This window comes from bacterium, assembly GCA_016716565.1.
Classification (GTDB): Bacteria; Bacteroidota; Ignavibacteria; order Ignavibacteriales; family Ignavibacteriaceae; genus IGN2.
This window is the reverse complement of the sequence record JADJWC010000001.1, coordinates 1,206,934-1,229,837: the sequence shown is the minus strand read 5'-3', so window position 1 is coordinate 1,229,837 and position 22,904 is coordinate 1,206,934. Positions and strand designations below refer to the sequence as shown.

General features: G+C 35.4%; 23 protein-coding genes and 1 tRNA gene. 16 read left to right on the top strand and 8 right to left on the bottom strand.

Translation table 11 applies throughout. The features are described 5' to 3' along the window. Window positions 1-16 precede the first annotated feature (16 nt). On the top strand, window positions 17-601 hold the full coding sequence (locus tag IPM14_05425; protein MBK9097564.1) for a hypothetical protein: 585 nt from the start codon (window positions 17-19) through the stop codon (window positions 599-601). Window positions 602-685: 84 nt separating this feature from the next. Here the strand turns inward: IPM14_05425 and IPM14_05420 are convergent, their stop codons facing one another. Together IPM14_05420 and IPM14_05415 are read right to left on the bottom strand one after the other, a co-directional pair. Beyond that, complete coding sequence (locus IPM14_05420) at window positions 686-3,757, bottom strand: Eco57I restriction-modification methylase domain-containing protein (protein MBK9097563.1); 3,072 nt, start codon at window positions 3,755-3,757, stop codon at window positions 686-688. 131 nt (window positions 3,758-3,888) lie between these two features. After that, complete coding sequence (locus tag IPM14_05415) at window positions 3,889-4,812, bottom strand: hypothetical protein (GenBank protein ID MBK9097562.1); 924 nt, start codon at window positions 4,810-4,812, stop codon at window positions 3,889-3,891. Window positions 4,813-4,953: 141 nt separating this feature from the next. Here IPM14_05415 and IPM14_05410 point away from each other — a divergent pair, with 141 nt between their 5' ends. From IPM14_05410 to IPM14_05375, 8 genes are all read left to right on the top strand, one after another. Further along, complete coding sequence (locus tag IPM14_05410; GenBank protein ID MBK9097561.1) at window positions 4,954-5,385, top strand: thioesterase family protein; 432 nt, start codon at window positions 4,954-4,956, stop codon at window positions 5,383-5,385. Beyond that, window positions 5,385-6,002 carry a class I SAM-dependent methyltransferase gene (locus tag IPM14_05405; GenBank protein MBK9097560.1) on the top strand — a complete coding sequence of 206 codons (618 nt, stop codon included), beginning with the start codon at window positions 5,385-5,387 and terminating at the stop codon, window positions 6,000-6,002. The genes IPM14_05410 and IPM14_05405 overlap by 1 nt, the downstream gene beginning before the upstream one ends. Continuing rightward, window positions 5,999-6,946: an AEC family transporter gene (locus IPM14_05400; protein MBK9097559.1), complete on the top strand. Its 948-nt coding sequence runs from the start codon at window positions 5,999-6,001 to the stop codon at window positions 6,944-6,946. The genes IPM14_05405 and IPM14_05400 overlap by 4 nt, the downstream gene beginning before the upstream one ends. Before the next feature lie 23 nt (window positions 6,947-6,969). Next, a complete protein-coding gene (locus IPM14_05395; protein MBK9097558.1) occupies window positions 6,970-7,512 on the top strand; it encodes an SRPBCC domain-containing protein in 543 nt (180 codons plus the stop codon). 8 nt (window positions 7,513-7,520) lie between these two features. Next, on the top strand, window positions 7,521-7,826 hold the full coding sequence (locus tag IPM14_05390) for an MTH1187 family thiamine-binding protein (GenBank protein MBK9097557.1): 306 nt from the start codon (window positions 7,521-7,523) through the stop codon (window positions 7,824-7,826). Window positions 7,827-7,861: 35 nt separating this feature from the next. Then, window positions 7,862-9,184, top strand: coding sequence for a Na+/H+ antiporter NhaA (gene nhaA / locus IPM14_05385; protein MBK9097556.1), 1,323 nt, complete (start codon window positions 7,862-7,864; stop codon window positions 9,182-9,184). Window positions 9,185-9,229: 45 nt separating this feature from the next. Continuing rightward, window positions 9,230-9,973: a 2,3-diphosphoglycerate-dependent phosphoglycerate mutase gene (gene gpmA / locus IPM14_05380; GenBank protein ID MBK9097555.1), complete on the top strand. Its 744-nt coding sequence runs from the start codon at window positions 9,230-9,232 to the stop codon at window positions 9,971-9,973. A 121-nt stretch (window positions 9,974-10,094) separates the two neighbouring features. Further along, the gene (locus IPM14_05375; GenBank protein MBK9097554.1) at window positions 10,095-11,150 is read left to right on the top strand and encodes a PorV/PorQ family protein; all 1,056 of its coding nucleotides are present in this window, start codon (window positions 10,095-10,097) and stop codon (window positions 11,148-11,150) included. A 1-nt stretch (window position 11,151) separates the two neighbouring features. Here IPM14_05375 and IPM14_05370 read toward each other — a convergent pair whose 3' ends face one another. Then, window positions 11,152-11,559, bottom strand: coding sequence for a response regulator (locus IPM14_05370; GenBank protein ID MBK9097553.1), 408 nt, complete (start codon window positions 11,557-11,559; stop codon window positions 11,152-11,154). A gap of 69 nt (window positions 11,560-11,628) precedes the next feature. Continuing rightward, a complete protein-coding gene (locus IPM14_05365; protein MBK9097552.1) occupies window positions 11,629-11,874 on the bottom strand; it encodes a hypothetical protein in 246 nt (81 codons plus the stop codon). A gap of 640 nt (window positions 11,875-12,514) precedes the next feature. Between IPM14_05365 and IPM14_05360 the strand changes: the two genes are divergently transcribed. From IPM14_05360 to IPM14_05345, 4 genes are all read left to right on the top strand, one after another. Further along, the gene (locus IPM14_05360; GenBank protein MBK9097551.1) at window positions 12,515-13,492 is read left to right on the top strand and encodes a hypothetical protein; all 978 of its coding nucleotides are present in this window, start codon (window positions 12,515-12,517) and stop codon (window positions 13,490-13,492) included. Between the two features lie 10 nt (window positions 13,493-13,502). Further along, complete coding sequence (locus IPM14_05355; protein MBK9097550.1) at window positions 13,503-14,450, top strand: hypothetical protein; 948 nt, start codon at window positions 13,503-13,505, stop codon at window positions 14,448-14,450. A gap of 17 nt (window positions 14,451-14,467) precedes the next feature. Beyond that, the gene (locus IPM14_05350) at window positions 14,468-15,631 is read left to right on the top strand and encodes a hypothetical protein (GenBank protein ID MBK9097549.1); all 1,164 of its coding nucleotides are present in this window, start codon (window positions 14,468-14,470) and stop codon (window positions 15,629-15,631) included. 95 nt (window positions 15,632-15,726) lie between these two features. Continuing rightward, window positions 15,727-16,476, top strand: coding sequence for a hypothetical protein (locus IPM14_05345; protein MBK9097548.1), 750 nt, complete (start codon window positions 15,727-15,729; stop codon window positions 16,474-16,476). A gap of 4 nt (window positions 16,477-16,480) precedes the next feature. Here IPM14_05345 and hisN read toward each other — a convergent pair whose 3' ends face one another. After that, on the bottom strand, window positions 16,481-17,245 hold the full coding sequence (hisN, locus tag IPM14_05340; protein ID MBK9097547.1) for a histidinol-phosphatase: 765 nt from the start codon (window positions 17,243-17,245) through the stop codon (window positions 16,481-16,483). A gap of 178 nt (window positions 17,246-17,423) precedes the next feature. On the opposite strand from hisN, the gene IPM14_05335 reads away from it, so the two are divergent. The 3 genes from IPM14_05335 (at window position 17,424) to IPM14_05325 (ending at window position 18,346) form a co-directional block, all read left to right on the top strand. After that, window positions 17,424-17,684: a GIY-YIG nuclease family protein gene (locus IPM14_05335; protein MBK9097546.1), complete on the top strand. Its 261-nt coding sequence runs from the start codon at window positions 17,424-17,426 to the stop codon at window positions 17,682-17,684. Next, a tRNA-Ser gene (locus IPM14_05330) sits at window positions 17,663-17,749 on the top strand. The genes IPM14_05335 and IPM14_05330 overlap by 22 nt, the downstream gene beginning before the upstream one ends. 135 nt (window positions 17,750-17,884) lie before the next feature. After that, window positions 17,885-18,346 carry a hypothetical protein gene (locus IPM14_05325; protein MBK9097545.1) on the top strand — a complete coding sequence of 154 codons (462 nt, stop codon included), beginning with the start codon at window positions 17,885-17,887 and terminating at the stop codon, window positions 18,344-18,346. Between the two features lie 124 nt (window positions 18,347-18,470). Here the strand turns inward: IPM14_05325 and IPM14_05320 are convergent, their stop codons facing one another. The 3 genes from IPM14_05320 to IPM14_05310 form a co-directional block, all read right to left on the bottom strand. Further along, entirely contained in the window at window positions 18,471-19,097 is a 627-nt protein-coding gene (locus IPM14_05320) for a 3'-5' exonuclease (protein ID MBK9097544.1), read from the bottom strand. Between the two features lie 401 nt (window positions 19,098-19,498). After that, complete coding sequence (locus IPM14_05315; protein MBK9097543.1) at window positions 19,499-19,894, bottom strand: hypothetical protein; 396 nt, start codon at window positions 19,892-19,894, stop codon at window positions 19,499-19,501. Continuing rightward, on the bottom strand, window positions 19,894-22,902 hold the full coding sequence (locus IPM14_05310) for a type I restriction endonuclease subunit R (GenBank protein MBK9097542.1): 3,009 nt from the start codon (window positions 22,900-22,902) through the stop codon (window positions 19,894-19,896). Before IPM14_05310 ends, IPM14_05315 begins: the two co-directional genes overlap by 1 nt. Window positions 22,903-22,904: the final 2 nt, after the last annotated feature.

Here is a 22,904-nt window from a genome sequence, read left to right as displayed (position 1 = left end):
TTTAGAGGTGAATTAAATGAACACAATAAAAGCGTTATTGGTAATCTTGGTCTTTTCTCTTACCGTTTTTTTGAATTGTGCAGAGGACAATTCATCTAAAAATATATCTAAAGAAAATCCGGCAGGCAGTCTTACTGAAAAAAGCATTTGCGACCTTCTTAGTAAAGAAGAGGTCGGTCAAATAATGGGAGCCAAGTTCGAAGAGGCAACACAAACGCTGCACACTGTTGACAAAAATGCGGGCAGTTATGTGTCGCAATGTGCTTATTACACAAACAAAGGATTGCAGCACGTTGCCATCCTGGTAAGATATTTCAAAGGAACAACCTTTCCACAAACAGCCGAAGGATTTTTGTCCGCCTCTAAGGTTGGCGATGCAGAACTAGATGAGCAAGTTGATGATGCGTTAAAAAATTATATTCCTGTTGAAGGTTTGGGTGATGTTGCTTTCTGCTATTCCATGTGGGACAGCAACTCGCTTGTGGTCCACTGGGATAAGCATTATGAAATGATTATAAGTATGGACGATTTCAGTCTCGACCCGCCAACGATAGAAAAACTAAAACAGTTGGCTAAAGAAGTGATGAAGAAAATAGGTTAACGTTTCTCCACAATCTTAATTTCTTCTTCCGTTAATCCGTAAAAGCCCCCTAAATCCCCCAAAGGGGGACTTTCAAAATTTATTTTATGAACCTTCAACAATTTTAATTTCATCTTCAGTTAATCCATACAATTTATAGACAAGCTCATCTATCTGCTTATCGAGTGTTTCGCATTTGCGTTGCAGGTAGTTTTTGTCTCCTTCTGTTTTGGCTTGCTGCAATTGCTTCTTTGCTTCGAGCATTTGATCGACTAATCTTTCTAATTGTATATACGTTTCATTTTGTTTTTCTATTTGTTTAATTGGAAGTTTAGCCAAATACTGATAAATATATCTTAAATAACCACCTCGATAAGTGGATGAAATACTACCATAATAAAACGTCATCAAGTTCGAATTCAGAATACCTAGTAAATATTTCTCTGAGTTTCCAATAATATATGCTGTATTAACACAATATTTACCTCCTTCAGCATCCAAAGCAAAATTTCCACGTAAAGAAATATCAGGTAACATTATCTTCGGCTTTTTAAATTCATCATAATAATCACACGCTCTTAACTCCCACCAATAATCACCCTTGTCATATCTTTTTTTTGCTTCGCTTTCAAACTCTAATAAATGTTTTTTAATTGCTGAAAAGTTTTTCTTTAACCAATTAATTGAATCTTTATGGTTACCCACATTTTGATTTGTCATTCCTTTGGGGAACAAGATTAAATAATTCTCTCCAATCAATGGTTCATATCTTTTAATATCTCTCCCGGCTAAAAATGGTTTAATTACTTCTGCACTTTTAGGATCATCTTTAATCAATCGTTCTTTTGTTTCTTCATCTATTACAAATGCTTTATTCAAACCAGTTTTAATTCCATAAAATATTTTTTCATCAACATATTCTACCAACGGTATTCCTTGTTCAGATATTTTATTAAGCAGATTACTTTTATCGTTGCTTACCAGGTTCCAACCCGAAGGGAGTAAGTTTTCCCTTTTAATCTTGAACGAATAATTTTTTACAACTTCATTCAGGTCTTTAAATTCAAGTGAATCAATTATCGCTGTTGTAATTTCATTAGCAGTTGAGTTTTTATGTACTCTTAAAATACAAGGATAGGTAGATGCTTCGTTGAAAACCGGTAAATCCCCAAAGTCAATTATCTCAATTAGATTTTGTTTTAATATCCACTCTCGTAAAGGCATTCCATAATTAGCTCTCATCCATTTATTTGCAACTATATATGAAAAATATCCTCCTTGATTAAGAAGTGAAATTGCTTTTTCAATAAAGTAGGAATAAAGATCAGCTATACTGTGATATACTTCATACTTCTTTTCAAAATAACTTTTCATTCCACCAAGAAGTTCTTGTCTCACATACGGCGGATTTCCAATAATTGTATCAAAGCCACCATTGCGCATTACTTCAGAAAAGACGGTTTCAAAATCCATTGGTTTGAGTTTGAGTTCTTCTAACCCTCCCTCTATCCCTCCCTTTACAAAAGGGAGGGAAGTATTTTCATCCTCCCCTTTAGCAAAGGGGAGGAATGAGCCTGCCTGACCGGTAGGCAGGGTGGGGTTTAAAATATCGGTACCGATAAGAGAGTTGCCACAAACAATGTTCTTATTCAAATCAGGTAAAAGCTGTTCTTTAAACATTACCCAGCTATCGTTTGCTGTTGCTGTGGTTTCATCTTCAAGCAGCTTTAAGTAAAGAGAAAGCTGTGTTACTTCAACTGCCTGCTGGTCAATATCAACGCCGTAAACGTTGTTCAGAAGTATTTTTGTTTTCTGCTTAAGAGAAAGATGGTAAGTCCCTTCAACTAAAATACAGCCGTCCTTCTTTGCCTGTTCGGGATTATTTATATACCATCGTTTGTGATAATCAAGCAGACGTTCAAACACTGTAATAAGAAACGAACCGCTTCCGCAGGCAATATCTGCAAAACGCATCTTTGCAATTTCTTTTGGTGTCTTGCCTTCAATCAACTTTCCGACAGTGTTCTTTACAATGTAATCAACAATGTACTGCGGTGTGTAATAAACTCCGCCTGCTTTTCTTACTTCGGGCTTTTCTTCAATTGTTACTCTTTTATCGGTGGCGTTAACAACCTTTCCGAGAAACCTTTCATAGATAGAACCGAGTATGTGAATAGGAATGGCATCAAAGTTATATGGAGTATTTTCGTGAGAAAGTTCTTCACAGATAGCAGAGAAAGTTTTATCGTCGGGCTCAATAATACTTTTACTGTCGATAATGCTTTTCTTAAAAACCACACCGTTGTATTTTGCATCGAGCTTACGGGAATCAATAAGAAAATCTTCCCACGCTTTTTTCCTTCCACCAAATTCGCTTACATAATGGTCTGGTTCAATCAGCTTGTCTTCAAGAAATTTTATAAATACAAGACGGTCAATTGTTCTCTGAGTTGCTTCCGTTAGTTCTTGGCTTGATAGATGAGCATTGTTTTTCTTAAAAGATTTTGCAAGATTGTTTCTAATTTCATCAAGCTCTTCGAGGAAGGAATCATCGATAGTCTGGGTAACAGCTTTTAATCCTTTAGCTTTTTTGCCACGAGGTTTTGGGAGTGCTTCGGCGTATTTTTCAATTGAGTTATCTGAAATGGCTTCTCGTGAGAACAAATAATAAATTTCTCTAAACTTTTCCTCATCAGCATAATCCGAGTAATGAAATTTTTTCAGCTTATAGTTTAAAGCATCGTCAATCGTTGGTCGGAATCTGCAATCAATAATATGGAATTCCTCAAAGTCGGTAAGCACAGCAATTGGTGTGTTTGCGTTCCATCCATAGCGTGCAGTCTGGAAATAATAATCTTTATTCTCGAGTGCGTGGGCTGGTTTCTTCGCTTCAACAAAGAATTTTACTGTGCGGTAGTTTGGTGAAATTGAAAAAGAATAGTCTGCACGTTTTTGTGCTTTGGCAATTTGTACTGGTTTTTCAACCCATACTTCCTGTTCGTAGGGATTCTTTTGTGTTTCATGTCTAACATCCCAGCCAAGTGCAATAAAAAACTTGTTTATAAAATCGTTGCGGACATCGGCTTCGGAGTAGGAAGGATTTAGGTAGTGGTTTTCGTTTGTTTTGAAATCGTCTACTAATTCAGTAACAGTTTCGAGGGCTTTATCAAAAGACATAGAATGAAATATCCAAAATATTTTTCCAAAAATAGCCAAAAAACATTATTGATGTAACAACGCGAATAAATTAATAGCTAACAAAAAAGCCGCTACAAAGAGCGGCTTCTTTTAGAAAAATTACTTTTTTACTATTGCTGAATTCTCAGCATTACACTATTCCCATTTCTCATAGCAGTGCGAAGTTCTCCGTTTTCGTGCTGCACTTCTCCAAAATCCATTTGAGAAACTTCTGCTCTTAAACCTTCAGCATTAATTCCATTAAGTATTCGCTGGATTTGTTGAGCAGGAAAAGTGTAAGTGCCGGTATTCTCATCAAGAACAATGAAGATTACTCGATCAAAAGGAGGATGCTCTTCACCTCGTCCGTGATGACCACCACCGGGACCTCTGTGTGGTCTGATGTGAGGCATTAATCTTATTCCGACTTTACCTTCATTTCCGCCTTCCCAATTAATTGTCAGATCCTGTGAGGGATCGATGACTTCACCAAAAGCCGGACTCGTAATATCCATTAAAGCTGCTGGAGAAATCACAGTAATTGTAACAGGAGCAAAATCTTCTGAGCCTGTTACTTCAAACTGGTATTCGGTGTTTGGAATAAACTCGAGAAGATTTTCAGGATTGCAATGACCGAAAGGTCTTTCAAATAAGCTGTATGCTATTCCCCTTCTCGGATGAACATTTTTATACATTTGAATTTGATTACCTAAGTAATTGATAAATACATCACCCATATTTAAACCAAACTTTCTTAAGTGAAGAAGATCTGTTGGTTTTTCTCCAAACGCGACAGCGAAAGCCATTCCTTTTATATTTGAAGTATCTATAAACGGTCTGAAGATCTCATTCCACCCGATTGAAAATATCCCGGCTGCACTATCCATTGGCATTCCACCTGCTTTCAGCAAAGCAATATCACCATCGACTGTTTTGTAAACTGGCTGGTCTGATAAAAATCCATTTCCGTCCGGCGAGTTGGGATCCGACTGACATCCAAAAAAGAAAAGTGGCAGAACGCTGATTGCTAAAATTAGTGTTGATTTAATCTTCATAATTACCCCTGATTTTATGTTAATAAAATTAAGTTAATTATTTAGACAACTCAAGACAATAAAGGGTTTAAATTCATTTACTGATCATTCTCTCATAAATAATTTTTAATTTTACGATGAAAAAACCTTCAATTAAATTCTATGGCAAGAATTAAAATAGAAATCCCGGAAAAATTCATCTTTGAAACTGAGATTCCCATCAGAATAACTGATATTAATTATGGTGGTCATCTTGGGAATGATTCACTACTTTCAATCGTTCACGAAGCAAGAGTGAAATTTCTAAATCATCTGAATTATCCAGAATCAAATATTGAAGGTGTTGGAATAATTATGATTGATGCTGGAATTCAATATAAATCAGAAGGTTTTTATGGCGATGTTTTAGTTATAGAAATTGCCGTCACAGAATTTACCGGTATAGGATGCGATTTTATCTATAAAATAACTAATAAGGAAACAAAGAAAGAGATTGCAAATGCAAAAACCGGAATTGTTTTCTATGACTATCAAAAGAGAAAAACAGCACCTGTGCCCTCAGCATTCAGAAAAAAGATAGAGGAAATGAACTGATGGGATTTTACTCGAATGTTATCATTCCTTTCTTTTACGATTACTCAATGGATTCCTCCAAAATAAATGGAGGAAGAAAAAGCATACTTAGCAAAATAACTGAAGAAGAAATTTTAGAGATTGGTTTCGGGACAGGAATAAATCTCAAGTTTTATCCTGATAACGTAATAAAGATAATTGGTGTTGATGCAAATGAAGGAATGTTAAAACAATACAAAAAGAAATCAAAGCACAATAAGGTCGAAATAAAATTGATGCATCAAAACGGCGAATCACTCCCCTTCTCTGATGACAGAATTGATGCTGTTGTAAGTACGTACACATTGTGCAGCATAAAAAATATTAGCTCTGCATTGAAAGAAATCTTTCGTGTAATTAAACCAGGCGGTAAATATTATTTCCTTGAACATGGTCTGGCAGATAATCCCAAAACACAAAAGTGGCAGCACAGATTAAATCCAATTCAAAACATCTGGGCTGATGGATGTAACCTTAACCGCGATATGAAATTATTAATTAATAATGCAGGATTTAAAATCATTGAATTAAAAAACTACTATATGGAAAGAGATCCGAAAATTGTTGGTTATATGTATGAAGGGATCGCTGTAAAATGATAGACAACATAATCTTTACCGGGAATGTTGTCGCCCCTGTTTTTTTGTTGATTGCACTTGGGTACTTTGTAAAAAGAATAAACGTTATCAACGAAAACTTTGTTGATGTTACATCTAAATTTGTTTTTAATGTCTCACTGCCTGCTTTAGTCTTCATAAACATAGCTGAGATTGACTTAAGATCGGCTATAGACATTAATCAGATAATATACATTTATGCAGCAACACTGATTAGCTTTTTTATTGTCTGGATTTTATCCATCCCATTTATTAAGGAAGCTAAAAATTTAAGTGTTTTTGTGCAGGGTGCTTTCAGAAGCAATTTCGCTATTGTTGGTTTTGCAATTATTTCAAAGTTGTTCGGAAGTTATGCACTAGGTAAAGCTGCAATTGTTCTTGCATTTATTTTACCGCTGTATAACATACTCGCGGTGATTGTTTTAACTGTTCCATTCAGAAAGGAAAAAAAATTAAATCTGAAAAGCACATTAATAGAAATTGTGCTCAATCCATTAATAGTGGCTGTTATAGTTGGCCTGCCATTTTCATATTTCAAAATAAAGATTCCATCAGTATTAAATTTAACTGCAGGATTTCTCGCAGAACTTGCTTTACCTTTAGCACTGGTTGGAATCGGGGGATCACTAAATCTTCAAAACATTAAGAAGGCTTCAGGATTGGCATTTACCTCCTCTGCAATTAAAGTAATTCTCATTCCTTTGGTCCTGACTTTGGGAAGCTATTATTTTGGTTACAGAGGATTGGATCTTGGAATTATGTTCATACTTTTTGCATGTCCAACAGCCATAGTCAGCTTTATTATGGCAGAAGCAATGGGTGCAAACAGTAAGCTTGCAGGAAACATCGTTTTGATAAGCACTATTGCATCAGTCTTTACAATTGCAGCCGGAATTGTGATCCTTAAAGAGCTATCATTAATTTAAATCCAAAATAGGAGGTATTTTTTATGGCAAAAAAAATTAGTGATGACGCGGTCCAAAAAAGTACTGGTAAAACCTGGAAAAATTGGTTTTCATTGCTCAATAAAGCCGGTGCAAAAAAAATGGAACATAAAGATATAGCTCAGTTGTTATACAAAAAGTATGGTCTTTCAGGATGGCGGTCGCAGATGGTAACCGTTCAGTATGAGCAAGATATTAAGGGAAGGAAAAAACACGAAACAACTTCAGGATTTCAGATTAGCAAAAGTGTTACTCTTATCACTCCGGTCACTAAAGTTTTTAATACGATTAATTCTCCCCTTAAGAGAATAGTATGGTTAGAAGATCCGGCTATAACCATAAGTAAATCAACGAAAGATAAATCTATCCGTGGAAAGTGGATTGATAAAAAAACAAATATTGAATTTCAGTTTTATCCGAAAGAAAATAGCAAAACCCAGCTAGTAGTTCAGCAAAGCAAAATCAAAACAGCAAAAGAAGCTGAGAAAATGAAAACATACTGGGAGAAACAGTTAAAAAATCTTAAAAAATATTTAGAAAAACATTAGAGTATTAAATGAAAGTATTATTAGATCTTTGTGTCGTTCCAATTGGAGTTGGTGTTTCTGTTTCAGTATATATTGCGGCGTGTCAGCGTATTCTAAAAGACGCAGGCTTAAAGCACGAAATGCATATGTACGGAACCAACATCGAAGGTGAGTGGGATGAAGTGATGGCAGCAGTTAAGAAATGTCACGAAGTTGTTCACGAAATGGGTGCTCCAAGAATTTCAACAACAATCAGATTAGGTACTCGAACAGACAGAGAGCAGACTATGGAAGAAAAGATAAAAAGCGTTCATAATAAACTGACCGATGTATAATTTAATTTCAACACTCAAAACAATTACGGGATAAAATGAATAGAAAAAAAGAACCCATAGAAATTCTACTGAAACCAATCAATGAGTTCCTGCACCAGGAAGCAAGCGGCGGCATATTATTAATTATATGTACAGTCGTTGCTTTGTTCTGGGCTAACTCTCCGTGGTCGGAAACTTATAATCATTTTTGGCATACTCATCTTACAGTAAACCTTGGCAATTTTTTGAGTCTCGATTATTCGATTCATCATTGGATTAACGATGGTTTGATGGCGATATTTTTCTTTACCGTTGGACTTGAAATTAAAAGAGAATTGCTAGTCGGAGAGCTTTCCTCAATGCAAAAGGCGTCTTTACCGATTGCAGGTGCATTAGGTGGAATGATTGTGCCTGCTATAATTTATGTTCTGTTTAACTCAGGCGGTCAGGGCGAAAATGGCTGGGGAATTCCAATGGCAACAGATATTGCATTCGTTGTTGGAATAATGGCTCTTCTTGGAAATAGAATTCCTCTTACGTTGAAGATCTTTGTACTTGCATTAGCAATTGCTGATGATATTGGAGCAGTTTTGGTAATTGCAATTTTTTACACCGCTGATATATCAACCACAGCACTAATTCTCGCTGCAATAGTGCTGATCATCTTGTTTATAATGAACCGTCTTGGTGCAAAAAGTTTGATTCTTTATTCAATTCTAGGATTAATCTTTTGGTTTGCATTTCTTAAATCAGGAATCCATGCAACCATCGCCGGAGTTCTCCTTGCATTTACTATTCCAGCTTCTTCACGATATGATACGAAAAAATTTTCCGATAGAGTCAAAGAGTTAATTACTAATTTTGATACGAAGGGGGATCACTGGAAAAATGTTTTAAATAACTCTGATCGTCAACATGATGTTATGGCAATCGAGAGCAGCTGTGAGAAAGTGCTCACCCCTTTACAAAGGTTCGAACACGATCTTCACCCATGGGTTTCCTTTTTCATAATTCCAATTTTTGCATTGGCAAATGCGGGTGTTACCCTAGCCGGCATAGATGTTCTTGAATCGCTTTTGAGCCCTGTAAGTCTTGGAATAATTCTCGGTCTTTTTGTGGGAAAACAAATCGGAATATTTCTTTTTTCATTCGCAGCAGTGAAATTAAAACTCGCAAGTTTACCGGAAGGTGTTAACTTGAAAAATTTATTTGGTGCAGGAATTCTTGCAGGAATAGGATTTACAATGTCATTGTTTATTGCTGGACTTGCATTCTCTGATCCTGAATTACTTGACCTTGCAAAAATTGGGATATTGACAGGCTCACTTCTTTCCGGAATAGTAGGATTTGTATTTTTAAGATCATCATCTGTAAAATGATTTCAACTAAACATAGTTTAACACAATATTGATGCAGGAGATAAAATGTACAAAGTAGTATTGTTACGCCACGGCGAAAGCACCTGGAATAAAGAAAACCGCTTTACCGGCTGGACAGATGTTGACCTTTCTGAAAGAGGGTTACAGGAAGCAAAAAAAGCCGGTGAAGTCCTGAAAGCAGAAGAATATAAATTTGATATCGCATATACTTCCGTACTAAAAAGAGCAATCAGAACTTTATGGATAACTCTTGATGAATTAGACTTGATGTGGATTCCCGTTATCCGCCATTGGAGATTGAATGAAAGACACTACGGTGCTTTACAGGGTTTGAATAAAGCCGAAACAGCACAAAAGTTTGGAGAGGATCAGGTGAAAATCTGGAGAAGAAGCTACGATATCCAACCTCCTGCATTAGAAAAAACAGATGAAAGATTTCCGGGCAAAGATCCACGTTATGCAGAACTGAAAGAAAATGAGCTTCCATTAACTGAATGTTTGAAAGATACAGTTGCTCGTTTCGTTCCCTATTGGGAAGGGACTATCGCACCGATGGTCAAGTCAGGTAAAAAAGTATTAATTACTCAAGGAAACAGCTTGCGTGCATTAGTAAAATACCTGGATAACATTCCAGATAAAGATATTGTTGAATTAAATATTCCTACAGGAATACCATTGGTTTATGAGCTTGATAGAGATATGAAATCACTAAAAAGCTATTATCTAGGTGATCAGGAAGCAATAGAAAAAGCAGCGGCAGCAGTTGCAAATCAGGGAAAGGCTAAATAATAACATCAGACGGGAAAGATTTTCATCCCGTCATCGCATAAAATTAGCCTTGACTTTGAGAATTTCATTAACCATTTTCTTGACAGCTTTTAAACAATTAATGCATTCGGGAGTTTCTTTTATGCTGAAAAAAATATTCTTCCTTTCAATATCCATTTTAGTTACACTCACTTCTTTAAATGCTCAAGATGGCAAAACAGTATTTGGAAAATATGCCGGTGAATTTATGGCAATAGGTATCGGCGGAAGACCGCTTGGAATGGGTGGCGCATTTACCGGAATTGCAGACGACGTAACTTCAGGATATTATAATCCAGCAGGATTAGCTAATATTAATTATCCCCAGCTTTCCCTGATGCATTCGGAACAATTTGGCAATCTGGTTAATTATGATTACGGCGCAGTTGCTATTCCATTTCAAGAAGATATGAGTTTTGGATTGAGTGTAATGCGTCTTGCTGTTGACGGAATTCCCGATACAAGAAATGCTTTAATTGACGGACAAACCGGACAGCTCATCACCGATATCAACAATATGTATGCACGGCTTGATTATTCAAAGATAACTGAATTCAGCAATCAGGATTGGGCTGTCTATTTAACGTTTGCAAAAAGACAGTGGAAAGATTTTTACTGGGGTGCGAATGTAAAAATAATCAGAAGAGATATAGCTGAATTCGGAGCAACTGGAATTGGATTTGATATTGGTGCATTCTGGATGCCGATTGAAAATTTATCTGTCGGTGGAAATCTTCAGGATGCGACGACAACTTTAGTTGCATGGAGTACCGGGACAAACGAGCTCATTTCTCCAACACTAAAGTTAGGCACAGCATACAGAATTACAGAGATACTTGGTGGTTACATAATGCCCGCTGTTGATGTAGATGTTCGTTTTGAAAACCGGCAGTTCGCATCTCAATTTAACGTTGGACCAGTAAGCTTTGATGCTCACGCAGGCCTTGAGTGGAATATTAAAAATCTGGTTTATGTGCGTGGCGGTTACAGCGATGTAAAACAGTTCACAGTTGGCGCAGGTGTTAAACTGCCAAAGTTGAATATTGATTATTCATTTGCCCGCTTCAGTCAATCTGAACTTGACAGACTTCCTGACTCACACAGAATTTCTTTAATCCTAACACTTGAAGAACCGAGATTTATGAGGGATGGTTTATAAACTATTTCCCCTTTTTAGTATCTGCTACTAAAAGCTCTTCAAGAGTACTTACCAGGAGTTGACCTTTGACTGGTTTGGTGAGATAAACATCTGCACCGGCTTGCTTGGCTCTAAGTTTATCTTCATCGTACATATGTGCTGACAGACATATGATAGGAATTTCAGTTCGTGTCGAACTTCGTCTTATTTCCTTTATTAAATCAAATCCATTATTGCCATCTTTTAATGAAATATCCATTATAACAGCATCGTAAATTTTTTCTTTCAGAAGAGTATTCATCGTTCTGAGGGAATCACAGAAATCCATTTCAAATTTTTTACGAAGAATTAGTTCGAAAAATTTCTGGCTTTCGACTTCATCTTCTACTATTAATATAACTGCTTTTTTACTATTGATTTCCTTGTTCATATTGCCCTTTATTTTTTCGGGAAGAACTATGATAGAATTTGTTCTTAAAAATGATCTTAAAAGAACTAGCTATTGCATAGCTTCATTCTGTATTTTATCCTTGTGGTAGTTAGGCGGATAAGGACCTTCGTCAGGGATTTCTCTGGTGTTATTTATTATAAAAAATATAGTGAGTATAACCAGCACTATGATCGTCCAGATTGTACTTTTATGTTTTGCATAAAAGTCAGCTTCCTGTTTAGATTCAGGTTTTACAGCCTGCTTACCGATTGGATAGTTTGATTTAGTTTGAGTTGTCTTGTTTTTCTTAGCCATAAAATTAATTCTTAATTAATCAAAACCATTACTTAATTTTAATATATAATTCAGTCTTCAAAGTTAATATGAAAAAGCCAATCATCAATGAAATTATTAACGTAGGCCAACTATTCACATTTATAGATTTTACACTTCCCACTTTAATTCAAAAGTTTATTGTAAAAAGTCTTTACCAGATTTGGATGAAAACTTTATGATTCGGTAATTATTTATGTAAAAATTACAAATTTTATTAAGTGATTGAATTGTCCTCTACTATTTAAATCGTACTACACCAATGAGCCAGAATCATTTAAAAGGATAAAAAAATAATCCCTCAGAAGAGTAATATTCATTTTTAAGTAGATATGACACCCAATCAGTCTAATCCATTTCTTCAATAACAGTAAATCTTTCTATTGAACTTACGTTTCAAAAGCTGGTTATAGTAAAAAAATTAGTTACATCAAGAGGAAATTTCAAGTTAGGTGCAGAATCACTTGGTATGATAATTGTCTTTGTTTTGCAGCAATTATGGTTGTGGTTGAGCCTATTTTCAGTTTACAGAACTGATTTTTGCATTTCAATTTGGAGAATGTGTGACAAACTTATAAAATCTGGATAATTAATATTTTAAAAGAATAAATAGAGGACTTTGATGCTGAACAGAAAAAAAAATCTCGAAAACATGGGTACAGCTCTCGTAGATGCACCTGGCAGAGCTGATGACGGTCTGGAAGAAGAACTTGATAGTTATACCAGAGCGGCGGTCACCCGAATAAGATTTAATACAATAATAAAACCGGCAATTATCTCGGCGATTGCCTTAATCATATCTTTTTTTATTGATGTTGCAAATGTTCCGATTCTCGGTGAAGTGACATTTGATCTGACCCGTTCTTTATTTCCCGGCTGGCAGGCTCCGGTTGAAACTTTTGAACCATACAGTTTCTGGTGGCTGCCCATAGCAGTTTATGCACTGTTTATCTTCATTGCCTACCTTGCATATAACAGACTGAAATTAGAAATAATAAGAACTCCAGCTTCAGAGACTATAGATCGAATAATCGAAGCTTCTACGAGTGTAATTGATTCAATCTCCACAGCACTTCCTCTTATTGGTGCGGCAATTCTTCTTGTAAGTATTAAGCTTGGTGAAGAAGTATTCCTTGGTCTTTCAGTACCATTCGAAATAAAAGCCCTGATTGTTCTGGCAATTGGAAAATTATTTCAACCGGTTCTTGATCAGCTTGGAGTAGATTTCCAAAACATAGTAAACCATGTAAAAGATCTCCGTGATAAATATTTTTCAAGAATCCAGATCGAAAGTTCAAAAAGCTTAATTAAGCAGTTTAATCAATCCGGAATCGGCGGTGGAGCAGCAGTTTCTGTACAGGATCTTGAGAAATATAAAGCGCTTGTTACTGAATCTGCGAGGTTAAGTGAAATAATGCATAAAAATTTTGCGTCAGTCGGTGCTATGATGGAAAAAGTAAATTCAATGCAGCACATCACTACCGAAAAAATTCAACAATTGAACACACTTGCAAATTCGATAACTCAAGCTTCATCATCACTAACAGATGAAAAAACTCTTATTGGATTAAAGCATCTCGAAGCAATCGTAAAAAAGTAAAGGCAATAAGATGACCAGACGAGAACGTGACAGTAAATTTGTTATCTACCAGGTACTTTACATCTTTGTAATTACAGTACTTGCGCTCAAAGGGGCGGATCTCGATTTGAGGAGAGTTGCTCTTGAAGACGAAACTGTGAGAGTTAGTGTACGTGATTCATTGATGTCAGTGCTCGATTCACTATATGCTCTCGGAATAGATTTTTCAATTAAAATTGATCCGAACGTATTAGTCGAGAACGAAGAGATGAGACAACAGCTTGCAGAAATGAATAGAAAGCTTGAAGCAGTTAAGGATTACGTCCCGCCTCCGAAAGAAGAGGAAAAACTAAAAGAAGAAACCAAAGAAGAACAACTCAAAATGCAGCTTCCTATCTCATTAAAACAGACATTCATTCAACACACTTGGAATACCGCAAGGAACAGCGGAACAGTTCCAACATCAATTTTAGATCCACGAGATCGTAAGACAATTGCTACGATTCCTCCTGGACAGGAAATGAAGTTCGATTTAACTGACCAAACAGAAGTTATAGTTGCATTTGGAAGCCAGGAAGAGCGTGTTAAAGTTGTTCCGAATAAACCACCTGAGATTAAAATTGAAAGAGTTACGACTAAAATGAACAGCCGTACGATTTATGTTCAGGAACTGCAAAGAATAACAGCATTTACAGTAACCATAATTGATAACCGTCCTGAACAACTTAAAGTAACTTACTCCGGACCTATCTCTGTTACAGGACCACAGAAAGATGCAAACGGTAACTCGATTTATAATGTATCATTAAAACTCGCAGCGAATGAAAATCAATTTGATGATTGGACTGATAAGAATGAAAATCTGAGAGAATCTGATGGCAGATACAAAGCTAACTTCTTTTTCACAGTTGTTGATGATCGAACTAAGGACAGGGTTCAGGTTGGTGACTCATTCTTCTTTACAGATTTTGCTAAATAAATACTAGGTATAATAAAATGAAATTATCGCACTTTTTAATCTTAATTTTAATCCTAATCACATCTGCAACTTCGCCCTTGTTTTCGCAGGACGATGAAGAGCAAATTAACTACTTTCAAATGGAACCTTTGGATGATAGCTTGTTCATATATATTCAACAAGCATTGTTCATCGATCCACCAGATCCAAAAGCCGAAATTATTGTTGATGTTCGAGATGCAAATAATCAGACCATATCGATAAAAGGAGCTCTCTACCCTTTCCTCGCTCTTCCACCTGATATAAGAGCAAGGGTTGTCACTTATCCATTTAAGATAAATCTTGAAGAAGATATTCATTATGGAAGTGTGTTTTCGAGAGTGATTGAAAAGATAAAAATTAATAAAGTGCTTGATCCACCTTCCAAACAGCAAATATCATCTACTATGTGGTATATAAATCCTTTCTTTGAACTGTTCGGAGGCGAAAGGCTTGGAATACCGATTAAAAAAGATCTCGGTTTATCTTTTGGAATGATGACTAAATATGAAGGTCCGTTAAATACAAATTTCCTGGAAGCGAACTTTCACATACTTGGAGTATATGGCGGAGCTTATACAAATGTTGATGCGTTAATTACCTCATTCACTGACAATAACCATAATAACCTGATTTTTAGCAGCGGTTATCAGATTGGATATGTATTTCCATTCGGTAACTTTTTTGAAATAAATTATCTGGCATCAGTAGATGATTTTACAGAAGGTCAGGCTGCTCAATATCTTAACCCAGGCAGAGGAACCGTTGTATACAATGAAGACGGATCAATAAAATATCAGGCCTGGCTGGTTGATGATTCTTTTCTAAACTGGGAATTCCGCTATCCTGTTAAATTACTTGGTGCCACAAAGGGCAGAGTTTATGCCGCCAGATTTTTGAATGAATGGCACTTCGGTCTTGATTTCAGAGAAATGTCACTTGCCGGAAGTACTTTCGACTTTTTATTTGATGCTATGACAAGCAGTGAACATAGAAATCCACAGTACGTTATGACATTAACAGTTCAAAAAGTTGCTGAGAGCTGGGCATTCAGTGCTTTTTCACTTGGTCCTTCTATTATACTATCAAGGCTTGAAGATGGAGGATTTGGTGTTTATAAAATCTTCTTGAATATGAGATTTAAAATGGGCTCTTCACTTTAGAATAATTTTAATGCTTCTCTTGTACACCCCGGTCAATATAGCCGGGGTTTTTTATTATCTGAACTTTCTGATGTATTCTTTGTTAATTTATAATTATGAAAAATCAAACTATTCTTTGGCTCGGCAGTTTAGTCGTCATATTCCTGATTGGATATATTAAAAGCATCACTGATAAAGACTATCCTGTTACAGGTACTTTCGGTATTGAGGGATATAAAGTTTCGTACAAGCTTGATAAAGTCACACACGAAAAGTTAATTTATAAAAACATAGTCATTAGTGATATCAAAGGAGTATCCGGAAAAATCATTTGGTTCCATAATAACAAACGATTCGAAACTGAAATGGTTGAAATTGATCGTGGAGTAACTGGTGATATTCCTGTTTTAAAACCGGGACAAAAAATTAATTACAAAATCGTGCTTGAATACAAAAACAAAACTTATGAAATACCCAAAAATGATTTAGTAACTCTAACTTTTTGGGGGAATGTTCCTTCAGCAATCAAGATACTTCATTTCATTATTTTATATGGCGGAATGCTTCTGGCAATACGAAGTGCTTTTGAATTATTCAATCAGAATAAAAATCTTAAAAAATATTTTTTCATAACAAGTTCACTGTTTCTGATTCTTACAATAATAATTAATCCATTACGAAACAGTTACAAGCTTGGAGCTTTAAATAATTTTGTCCCGCCTGTGCTTGAACTGCTTGAACCAATCTACCTGATTCTCTCTTTATTATGGATTACTGGAACAATGTTAATATTCATCGGAAAGTATAAAAAAACAGTTGCTGTAATTACCACATTTGCAACTATAATAATTTTCTTTCTACTCTGAAATATTATTTGTTTAGAATTGAAATCACTTTGGAATGAATTTGAGATGAAGCTGCAACAGCACTCTTCCCTTCTACAGGATCCTTACCCTGGTAATCGGTAATAACTCCACCTGCACCTTTAATGATTGGAATTAATGGAAGCAAATCCCACGGTGACATAATCGGATCGATCATAATATCAACATAACCGGTTGCCAGAAGATAATAACCATAGCAATCGCCCCAGTTACGATAGAGTTTTACTTTATTTATAAGACTATTGAATTTTTCAATGTTCTGGTACTTTTCAATATTAAGATGATCTGTTGTAAGTAACACTGCTTCACTCAGATCATTACAATTTCTTAAAGATGTTTTATTTCCATTAATTACTGTTTCAAGATTATCCCCAATTAATAGATCATTTAAAACGGGCTGATTGTAAACTCCAAGAATTGGATGGCCATTATTTAATAATCCGATTAAAGTCCCAAAACTGTAAGCTCCGCAAATGAAACTTTTTGTTCCATCAATAGGATCAAGTATCCAGGTATATTCTGCACCTACATTAGTTACACCAAACTCTTCGCCATATATGCCATGTTCAGGAAATTCTTTTGTTATCAATTCACGCATAGCTTCTTCAGCTTTTTTATCAGCAATTGTAACGGGAGATTTATCTGCTTTTGACTCGACAGTAATCCCGGTTCTAAAATATTGCTTTATAATACCAGCACTAATATTTGCGAGCTCAGAGCAAAAATTTTTAAATTCAGTTAATTCACTCATTTCGTAATAGATTTTTATGAAATATGATGGGAAAATTAACTAAAAATTCTTTGTGTGAAGGGATAACAATAACTATATTTACAGCCCAAAATTAAAGAAACCGGAGAGTTGGCAGAATCCCCGCAAAGCGGGGTAAAGGTTGCTTGTCCCGTTTTGCGGGAAATGTGGCGGTCTTGATATGTACTATGTTTATATTTTATACAGTGAGCACTTTGATAGATATTATATCGGGCACACAAATGATTTGAAGAGGCGATTAGTTGAGCATAATAAAGGATTAACAAGTTCAACAAAAGCATATAGACCTTGGAAAATTGTTTACACTGAAAAATTTAGTTCACGAGTAGAAGCATATGACCGAGAAAAAGAAATTAAGAGTTATAAATCAGGTTATAAGTTTCAGGAACTTAAAAAATCGGAGAGTTGGCAGAGTGGTTGAATGCGGCGGTCTTGAAAACCGTTAAGGATGCAAGTCCTTCCGGGGTTCGAATCCCTGACTCTCCGCAAATATCCTTATATTACAATAAGTTATAGACACGTCTCACAATATTCTCACAATTTTTGTTTCTAAAATCATCAATTGTGAGAGGAATTTTCTGTGATTCAGAATCCAGATTATTAAATAGTCCGAATAAAAATATGACAAGTTATATACTCAGAGATGGAAAATCTATCCCTGCGGATGAGGTTTTTAATGCCTGGAGTTCAAATGACCTAAACAAAATGCTGTCAGTATTGGATAAAAATACACATCCAGTTGATAGGCATTTTTTACTTCAAGGTATTATTAACGAAACATATAAGCAAAGAAATGAGAAAGAGAAGCTTAATATATGTAGAAATGTGTGTGAGTTATTTTTAGAAGAGTGGCCAAAATTAGCTGATGCATTAGTGAAAGATTTTGGCGGACAACTATCGCTACCCAGAATCTCAGTATTCCAAAACTACGCAACCCTATTAGCAGAAGCTGGAGAATATGATAAAGCAATAGCAGTATGTGAAATAGCAATTAAATATAGATTGAATGATGGAACCAAAAGCGGATATAATGGAAGAATTGAAAGATTGTTAAAACAAAAATCTAAAAGCAAAATTATTTGATCTTCAATAATTTATGAATTAACGCTTTCGCTTCATCCAGAAAATCTTCTCTTAACACCCAGCCAGCAAAATCGACATTATCAACTACACGCTCACCTTCGTGCTTTCCGAAGCTGAATACGATCTAATTATTTCCATAATAGATAAGTTTAACTGTGATATCTGCAAATCGTATCTGACCTTCAGTTGAATACGCTGAGAGTTCTGAAACTGTGCCGGGAACATCTTCATATTTCTTTATTTGAGCAAGCAGAATTTTTTTTGTTGCCTCTGTATCTGCTTCGGCTGAATGTGCATCTGTTAAATCTTCATTGCAGTAGAATTTTAATGCAGCAGTCAAATCACGAGGTTCGTTTTTCATAAAGATACGCATTGGATCTATTAGGTTAATTCCCACCGTGTTGAACTCAATTTTATTTCGTGCAAATTCCATTCTGAGTAAAGGGAAATCAAATTTAAGAAGGTTGTAACCACACAAGTCTGAGTTAGAAAGAATTCCTAATAATATTTCTGATAAAGCTAAGAAGGATGGCTTGTCTTTCACATCCTCATTTGAAATACCATGAATGGCAGTAGCTTCTGGTGGAATCGGTATGCCTGGATTTATGCGAAATGTTTTTAATTCCTCCTGACCATCTGGAAAAAGTTTTAATAAACTGATTTCGACAATCCTATCGTTTGCAACATCGGTTCCAGTAGTTTCGAGATCAAAGAAGACTAACGGACGAGATAAATTTAACTTAATCATCATTTCCTTTTCAATAATACTTGTATTTTATCTAATCCCAGCATCCCAGTGAAAAAAATTTCAAGCTGAATTTTTTACACTTAGGACAATAATATTTTGTATCATATAGAATAAATGATTCCAACTTTTCAATGATATTCCATTCAAATAGAATCGAATTATCTTTGGTTTTATTCTGGACTGAAGAATCATAATAAAATGTTACGTCGGATTTACAATTTGGACACTTGTTTTTCCTTTTGAGGTAATTTAACACAAGAAATGATGAACAATTTTTACATATGGAGGGAGCTGCACATTCTGATTGAAAATTGTCGAATCCCCCACCCGCATAAATTTCATTGGACTTAAAGCCACAATTACATTCTGCTATTAAAATACTTCCCATAATAAAAAGTTTAATACTATTTTATCTTATCCCACCTGTCTTTGAAATCATCTGAACTGATTGAATAGACATTCAATATTGCTCTGTTCTCATATTCTTTTATGTGTCTTTTTGCTTCTCTTGAAGTGCAAATAAAATAATCGGGGGATGTCAATTTATCTCCATTTAGAATTACAAATACGTAGAGATGATTTCTCTTAACTTTTGATTTGAATATCGGCCAGCCAGCATTTTTCTTTTTGTAGATTGACTTTACTTGAATTGGAAATGTTCTCCCTTTCCTTTCAGCTATTAAGTCTATTGCTTTTGCGTTCCCCATTGTGATTGCAACATTAAATCCTCTTCTGAGTAATTCTCCCGCTACAAAGTATTCACCCGATAGTCCTGTGCTATTGCTTGCGATTTCTGCCATTATTTTTCCTTATTATCATTTGGTGTTCTGAATCTGTCATATATCCTTTTCGTTAACCAGTCTTTTACATCCTGCTTAAATTCATTATTAACCATTATCTTATCAAAAATCTCCTGGTTAGCATCCATTCTATCAATTAACGCTTGAATGAATACCTCATCAAATGCATACTTAAAGTTTTCTATCGGATTATTTATTGCTCTAATTTTCAAATCATCATTTTCATAAAGTGCCTGCTCGATCTGTTCAAAATACAATCTATCCTGATCAGTGAAATCAAATCCATACTTTTCGTTAAGAAGGTTAATAATATTAGAGAGTTTGTCTTTCTCTTCTTTCGGTCTATTGATTCCTGCCTCAGTAACCGGATCAAGTCCATATTCACCTTGAACTTTTAATACTAAATCTCCTTCAGCAATTTTTTGGAGTCGATAATATTCCAATGCAACCTCATTATCTAACTTTAATCTTTCTGCATAATCAACTTTAGGAAGTTTGGTTAATAAAAATCTTCCATAAGAATATAATTTTTCCAACTCAACATCCTGGAAAGGCATTATCTGTGACAGGAAGGAGTAAATACGAACAAATGAAGTTAACGCTTTTTTGAATTCATCTTGAGGGTCTTCTTCTAAACCTTTATAACGATCAACAGCCGGATCAATAAACGCATATAGTTTTCCCTGATCCCTTGAAGATACGCTTCCGGGTTTATAGAATACTTTAGAAAATCCATCCACTTCGGATTGATAATAAACCTGTGCCGCATCCGTTTTTCCTTTTAGATCATATAAATGATTCGGGTCTGTTGTTTCAGACATTGTGGTCATTTCATAGTAAGGCTGGAAGGAATCAATTATCGTTTGTCTGTCATTAGCAAAATCAAGAACAAATGTATCCTCTTTCCCTGGATAAGTCCTGTTCAATCTTGATAGAGTTTGCACAGCTCTAACACCAGATAATTTTTTATCAACATACATTGTATGAAGTAGTGGTTGGTCAAATCCATATTGATACTTATCTGCTACTAAAAGAACTTGATACTCAGCAGTTGCAAATTTTTCAGGAAGTTCTTTCTCGCCGAATTTATTCAATTGTGCTTCTGTAATGCCTTCCGGATAAAAATCATCAACCACCGAACCTGAAAACGCAACAAGTGGCCGAATATTGTCGTATCCTTTCTCTTTGATATAGTCCTTGAACTCCAAATAGTATCTTAATGCGTGTTTACGTGATGCAGTAACTACTATTGCTTTCGCTTTTCCACCAATTTTTTTCATAGTGATTTGTCGGAAGTGCTCTACCATCACTTCTGTTTTCTGGGACAGGTTTGTCGGGTGGAATGAAGCAAATCTTGCGATTGCCTTTGTCGCTTTTCTTTTATTTAATGTCGGATCATCTTCAATTGTTTTGCAAAATCTGTAATAAGTTTCGTAGGAAGTGTAATTCTTAAGAACATCGAGAATAAAACCTTCTTCAATAGCCTGTCGCATCGAGTATAAATGGAATGGTTTTGGCTTTCCCTCTCCATCTTTTGTCCCAAATACTTCTAATGTTTTAGGTTTGGGTGTAGCTGTGAATGCGAACAAGCTAATATTTTTCTGCGGACCTCTTTTCTGAATGATTTCTCTGATATAATCATCTTCATCTTCAACACTTTTCTCAATCTCACTTTCTATCTCTTCGGATTCTTCTAATGAAACTTTTTTCCCAACCAGTGCTTCAGTCATTTTCCTGCTTGCTTCACCACCTTGACTGCTATGAGCTTCATCAATGATAACTGCATAATTCTTATTTGGGATTTCTGCTAAGTGTTTTAAGGCAAAAGGAAACTTTTGCAAAGTTGTAATAATGATACTCACACCACTGGTTATAGAATCCGCTAATTGTTTTGAATCAACTTCTATCCGTTGAACAACTCCTGTCTTATGCTCAAATTGATAAATAGTATTCTGAAGCTGCTGGTCAAGAACATTTCTATCTGTAATAACTATCACAGAGTCAAAAACTTTTTTATCTTCAGCGTTGTAGAGTGCTGAAAGTCTGTAAGCCAGCCAAGCAATAGAATTACTTTTACCACTACCCGCTGAATGTTCAACTAAATACCTTTGCCCCGGCCCTTTTTGTTTTGCATCCAATATCAGTTTTCTTACTACATCCAACTGATGATAACGAGGGAAAAGCATTGTTTCTTTATAATACTTTTTCCCATCAATAGTGTATTCTTCCTTCTGAAGATGAATATAGCGGGCTATTATCTCTGTCCAGCTATCAACTGCTAAAACATTTTCCCAAAAGTATGCTGAACGGTAGGTTGTATAATCCTTTGCTGGTGGATTACCAGCTCCATTATTAAATCCCTTATTAAATGGAAAGAATCTTGTCCCTGAGCTTTCGAGTTTGGTCGTAAAATAAACTTCATCGGGGTCTACGGTAAAGTGAACTAATGCTCTTTTCTTAAACTGGAATAATAATTCTTTAGGATCTCGACTTGATTTATATTGCTCCATCGCATCATTTACTCTCTGACCAGTAAAATGATTTTTCAATTCAAGTGTAGCAACAGGCAAACCATTTAATGAAAGCAATAAGTCAATGGATTTTTCATTCTTTGTAGAAAAATGCACTTGCCTTGTTACATAATGTTTATTGCAATTGTAAAGTCTTATTGTTTCCGGGTTTAATCCGCTATCTGGTTTGAAATATGCTAACCTAAATTTGATACCGCTATCTGTTATACCGTGACGCAATACATCTAACATTCCTCTTAAATCTAATTCCTTAAACAAACGCTGAATGAATTTATTCTCAATATCTTCTCTATAATAAGATTTGAGTAACTCCCATTCTCTCGGTTGTGAATCTTTAATGAAAGAAAGAATTGCTTTTTTATCTAAAGCTAAATCACTGCTGTAGTCTGAATCACTTCCTTGAAACCACCCATTACTAATCAGATGTTCTATAATTGCAGATTCAAATGTTGCTTCTGTATGTATATCATTAGCCATAA

Bases quoted from the DNA above. Each gene is read 5' to 3' on its own strand.
- IPM14_05425 (MBK9097564.1), top strand. From the start codon at position 17: ATGAACACAATAAAAGCGTTATTGGTAATCTTGGTCTTTTCTCTTACC.
- IPM14_05420 (MBK9097563.1), bottom strand. From the start codon at position 3,757: ATGTCTTTTGATAAAGCCCTCGAAACTGTTACTGAATTAGTAGACGAT.
- IPM14_05415 (MBK9097562.1), bottom strand. From the start codon at position 4,812: ATGAAGATTAAATCAACACTAATTTTAGCAATCAGCGTTCTGCCACTT.
- IPM14_05410 (MBK9097561.1), top strand. From the start codon at position 4,954: ATGGCAAGAATTAAAATAGAAATCCCGGAAAAATTCATCTTTGAAACT.
- IPM14_05405 (MBK9097560.1), top strand. From the start codon at position 5,385: ATGGGATTTTACTCGAATGTTATCATTCCTTTCTTTTACGATTACTCA.
- IPM14_05400 (MBK9097559.1), top strand. From the start codon at position 5,999: ATGATAGACAACATAATCTTTACCGGGAATGTTGTCGCCCCTGTTTTT.
- IPM14_05395 (MBK9097558.1), top strand. From the start codon at position 6,970: ATGGCAAAAAAAATTAGTGATGACGCGGTCCAAAAAAGTACTGGTAAA.
- IPM14_05390 (MBK9097557.1), top strand. From the start codon at position 7,521: ATGAAAGTATTATTAGATCTTTGTGTCGTTCCAATTGGAGTTGGTGTT.
- nhaA (MBK9097556.1), top strand. From the start codon at position 7,862: ATGAATAGAAAAAAAGAACCCATAGAAATTCTACTGAAACCAATCAAT.
- gpmA (MBK9097555.1), top strand. From the start codon at position 9,230: ATGTACAAAGTAGTATTGTTACGCCACGGCGAAAGCACCTGGAATAAA.
- IPM14_05375 (MBK9097554.1), top strand. From the start codon at position 10,095: ATGCTGAAAAAAATATTCTTCCTTTCAATATCCATTTTAGTTACACTC.
- IPM14_05370 (MBK9097553.1), bottom strand. From the start codon at position 11,559: ATGAACAAGGAAATCAATAGTAAAAAAGCAGTTATATTAATAGTAGAA.
- IPM14_05365 (MBK9097552.1), bottom strand. From the start codon at position 11,874: ATGGCTAAGAAAAACAAGACAACTCAAACTAAATCAAACTATCCAATC.
- IPM14_05360 (MBK9097551.1), top strand. From the start codon at position 12,515: ATGCTGAACAGAAAAAAAAATCTCGAAAACATGGGTACAGCTCTCGTA.
- IPM14_05355 (MBK9097550.1), top strand. From the start codon at position 13,503: ATGACCAGACGAGAACGTGACAGTAAATTTGTTATCTACCAGGTACTT.
- IPM14_05350 (MBK9097549.1), top strand. From the start codon at position 14,468: ATGAAATTATCGCACTTTTTAATCTTAATTTTAATCCTAATCACATCT.
- IPM14_05345 (MBK9097548.1), top strand. From the start codon at position 15,727: ATGAAAAATCAAACTATTCTTTGGCTCGGCAGTTTAGTCGTCATATTC.
- hisN (MBK9097547.1), bottom strand. From the start codon at position 17,245: ATGAGTGAATTAACTGAATTTAAAAATTTTTGCTCTGAGCTCGCAAAT.
- IPM14_05335 (MBK9097546.1), top strand. From the start codon at position 17,424: ATGTACTATGTTTATATTTTATACAGTGAGCACTTTGATAGATATTAT.
- IPM14_05325 (MBK9097545.1), top strand. From the start codon at position 17,885: ATGACAAGTTATATACTCAGAGATGGAAAATCTATCCCTGCGGATGAG.
- IPM14_05320 (MBK9097544.1), bottom strand. From the start codon at position 19,097: ATGATGATTAAGTTAAATTTATCTCGTCCGTTAGTCTTCTTTGATCTC.
- IPM14_05315 (MBK9097543.1), bottom strand. From the start codon at position 19,894: ATGGCAGAAATCGCAAGCAATAGCACAGGACTATCGGGTGAATACTTT.
- IPM14_05310 (MBK9097542.1), bottom strand. From the start codon at position 22,902: ATGGCTAATGATATACATACAGAAGCAACATTTGAATCTGCAATTATA.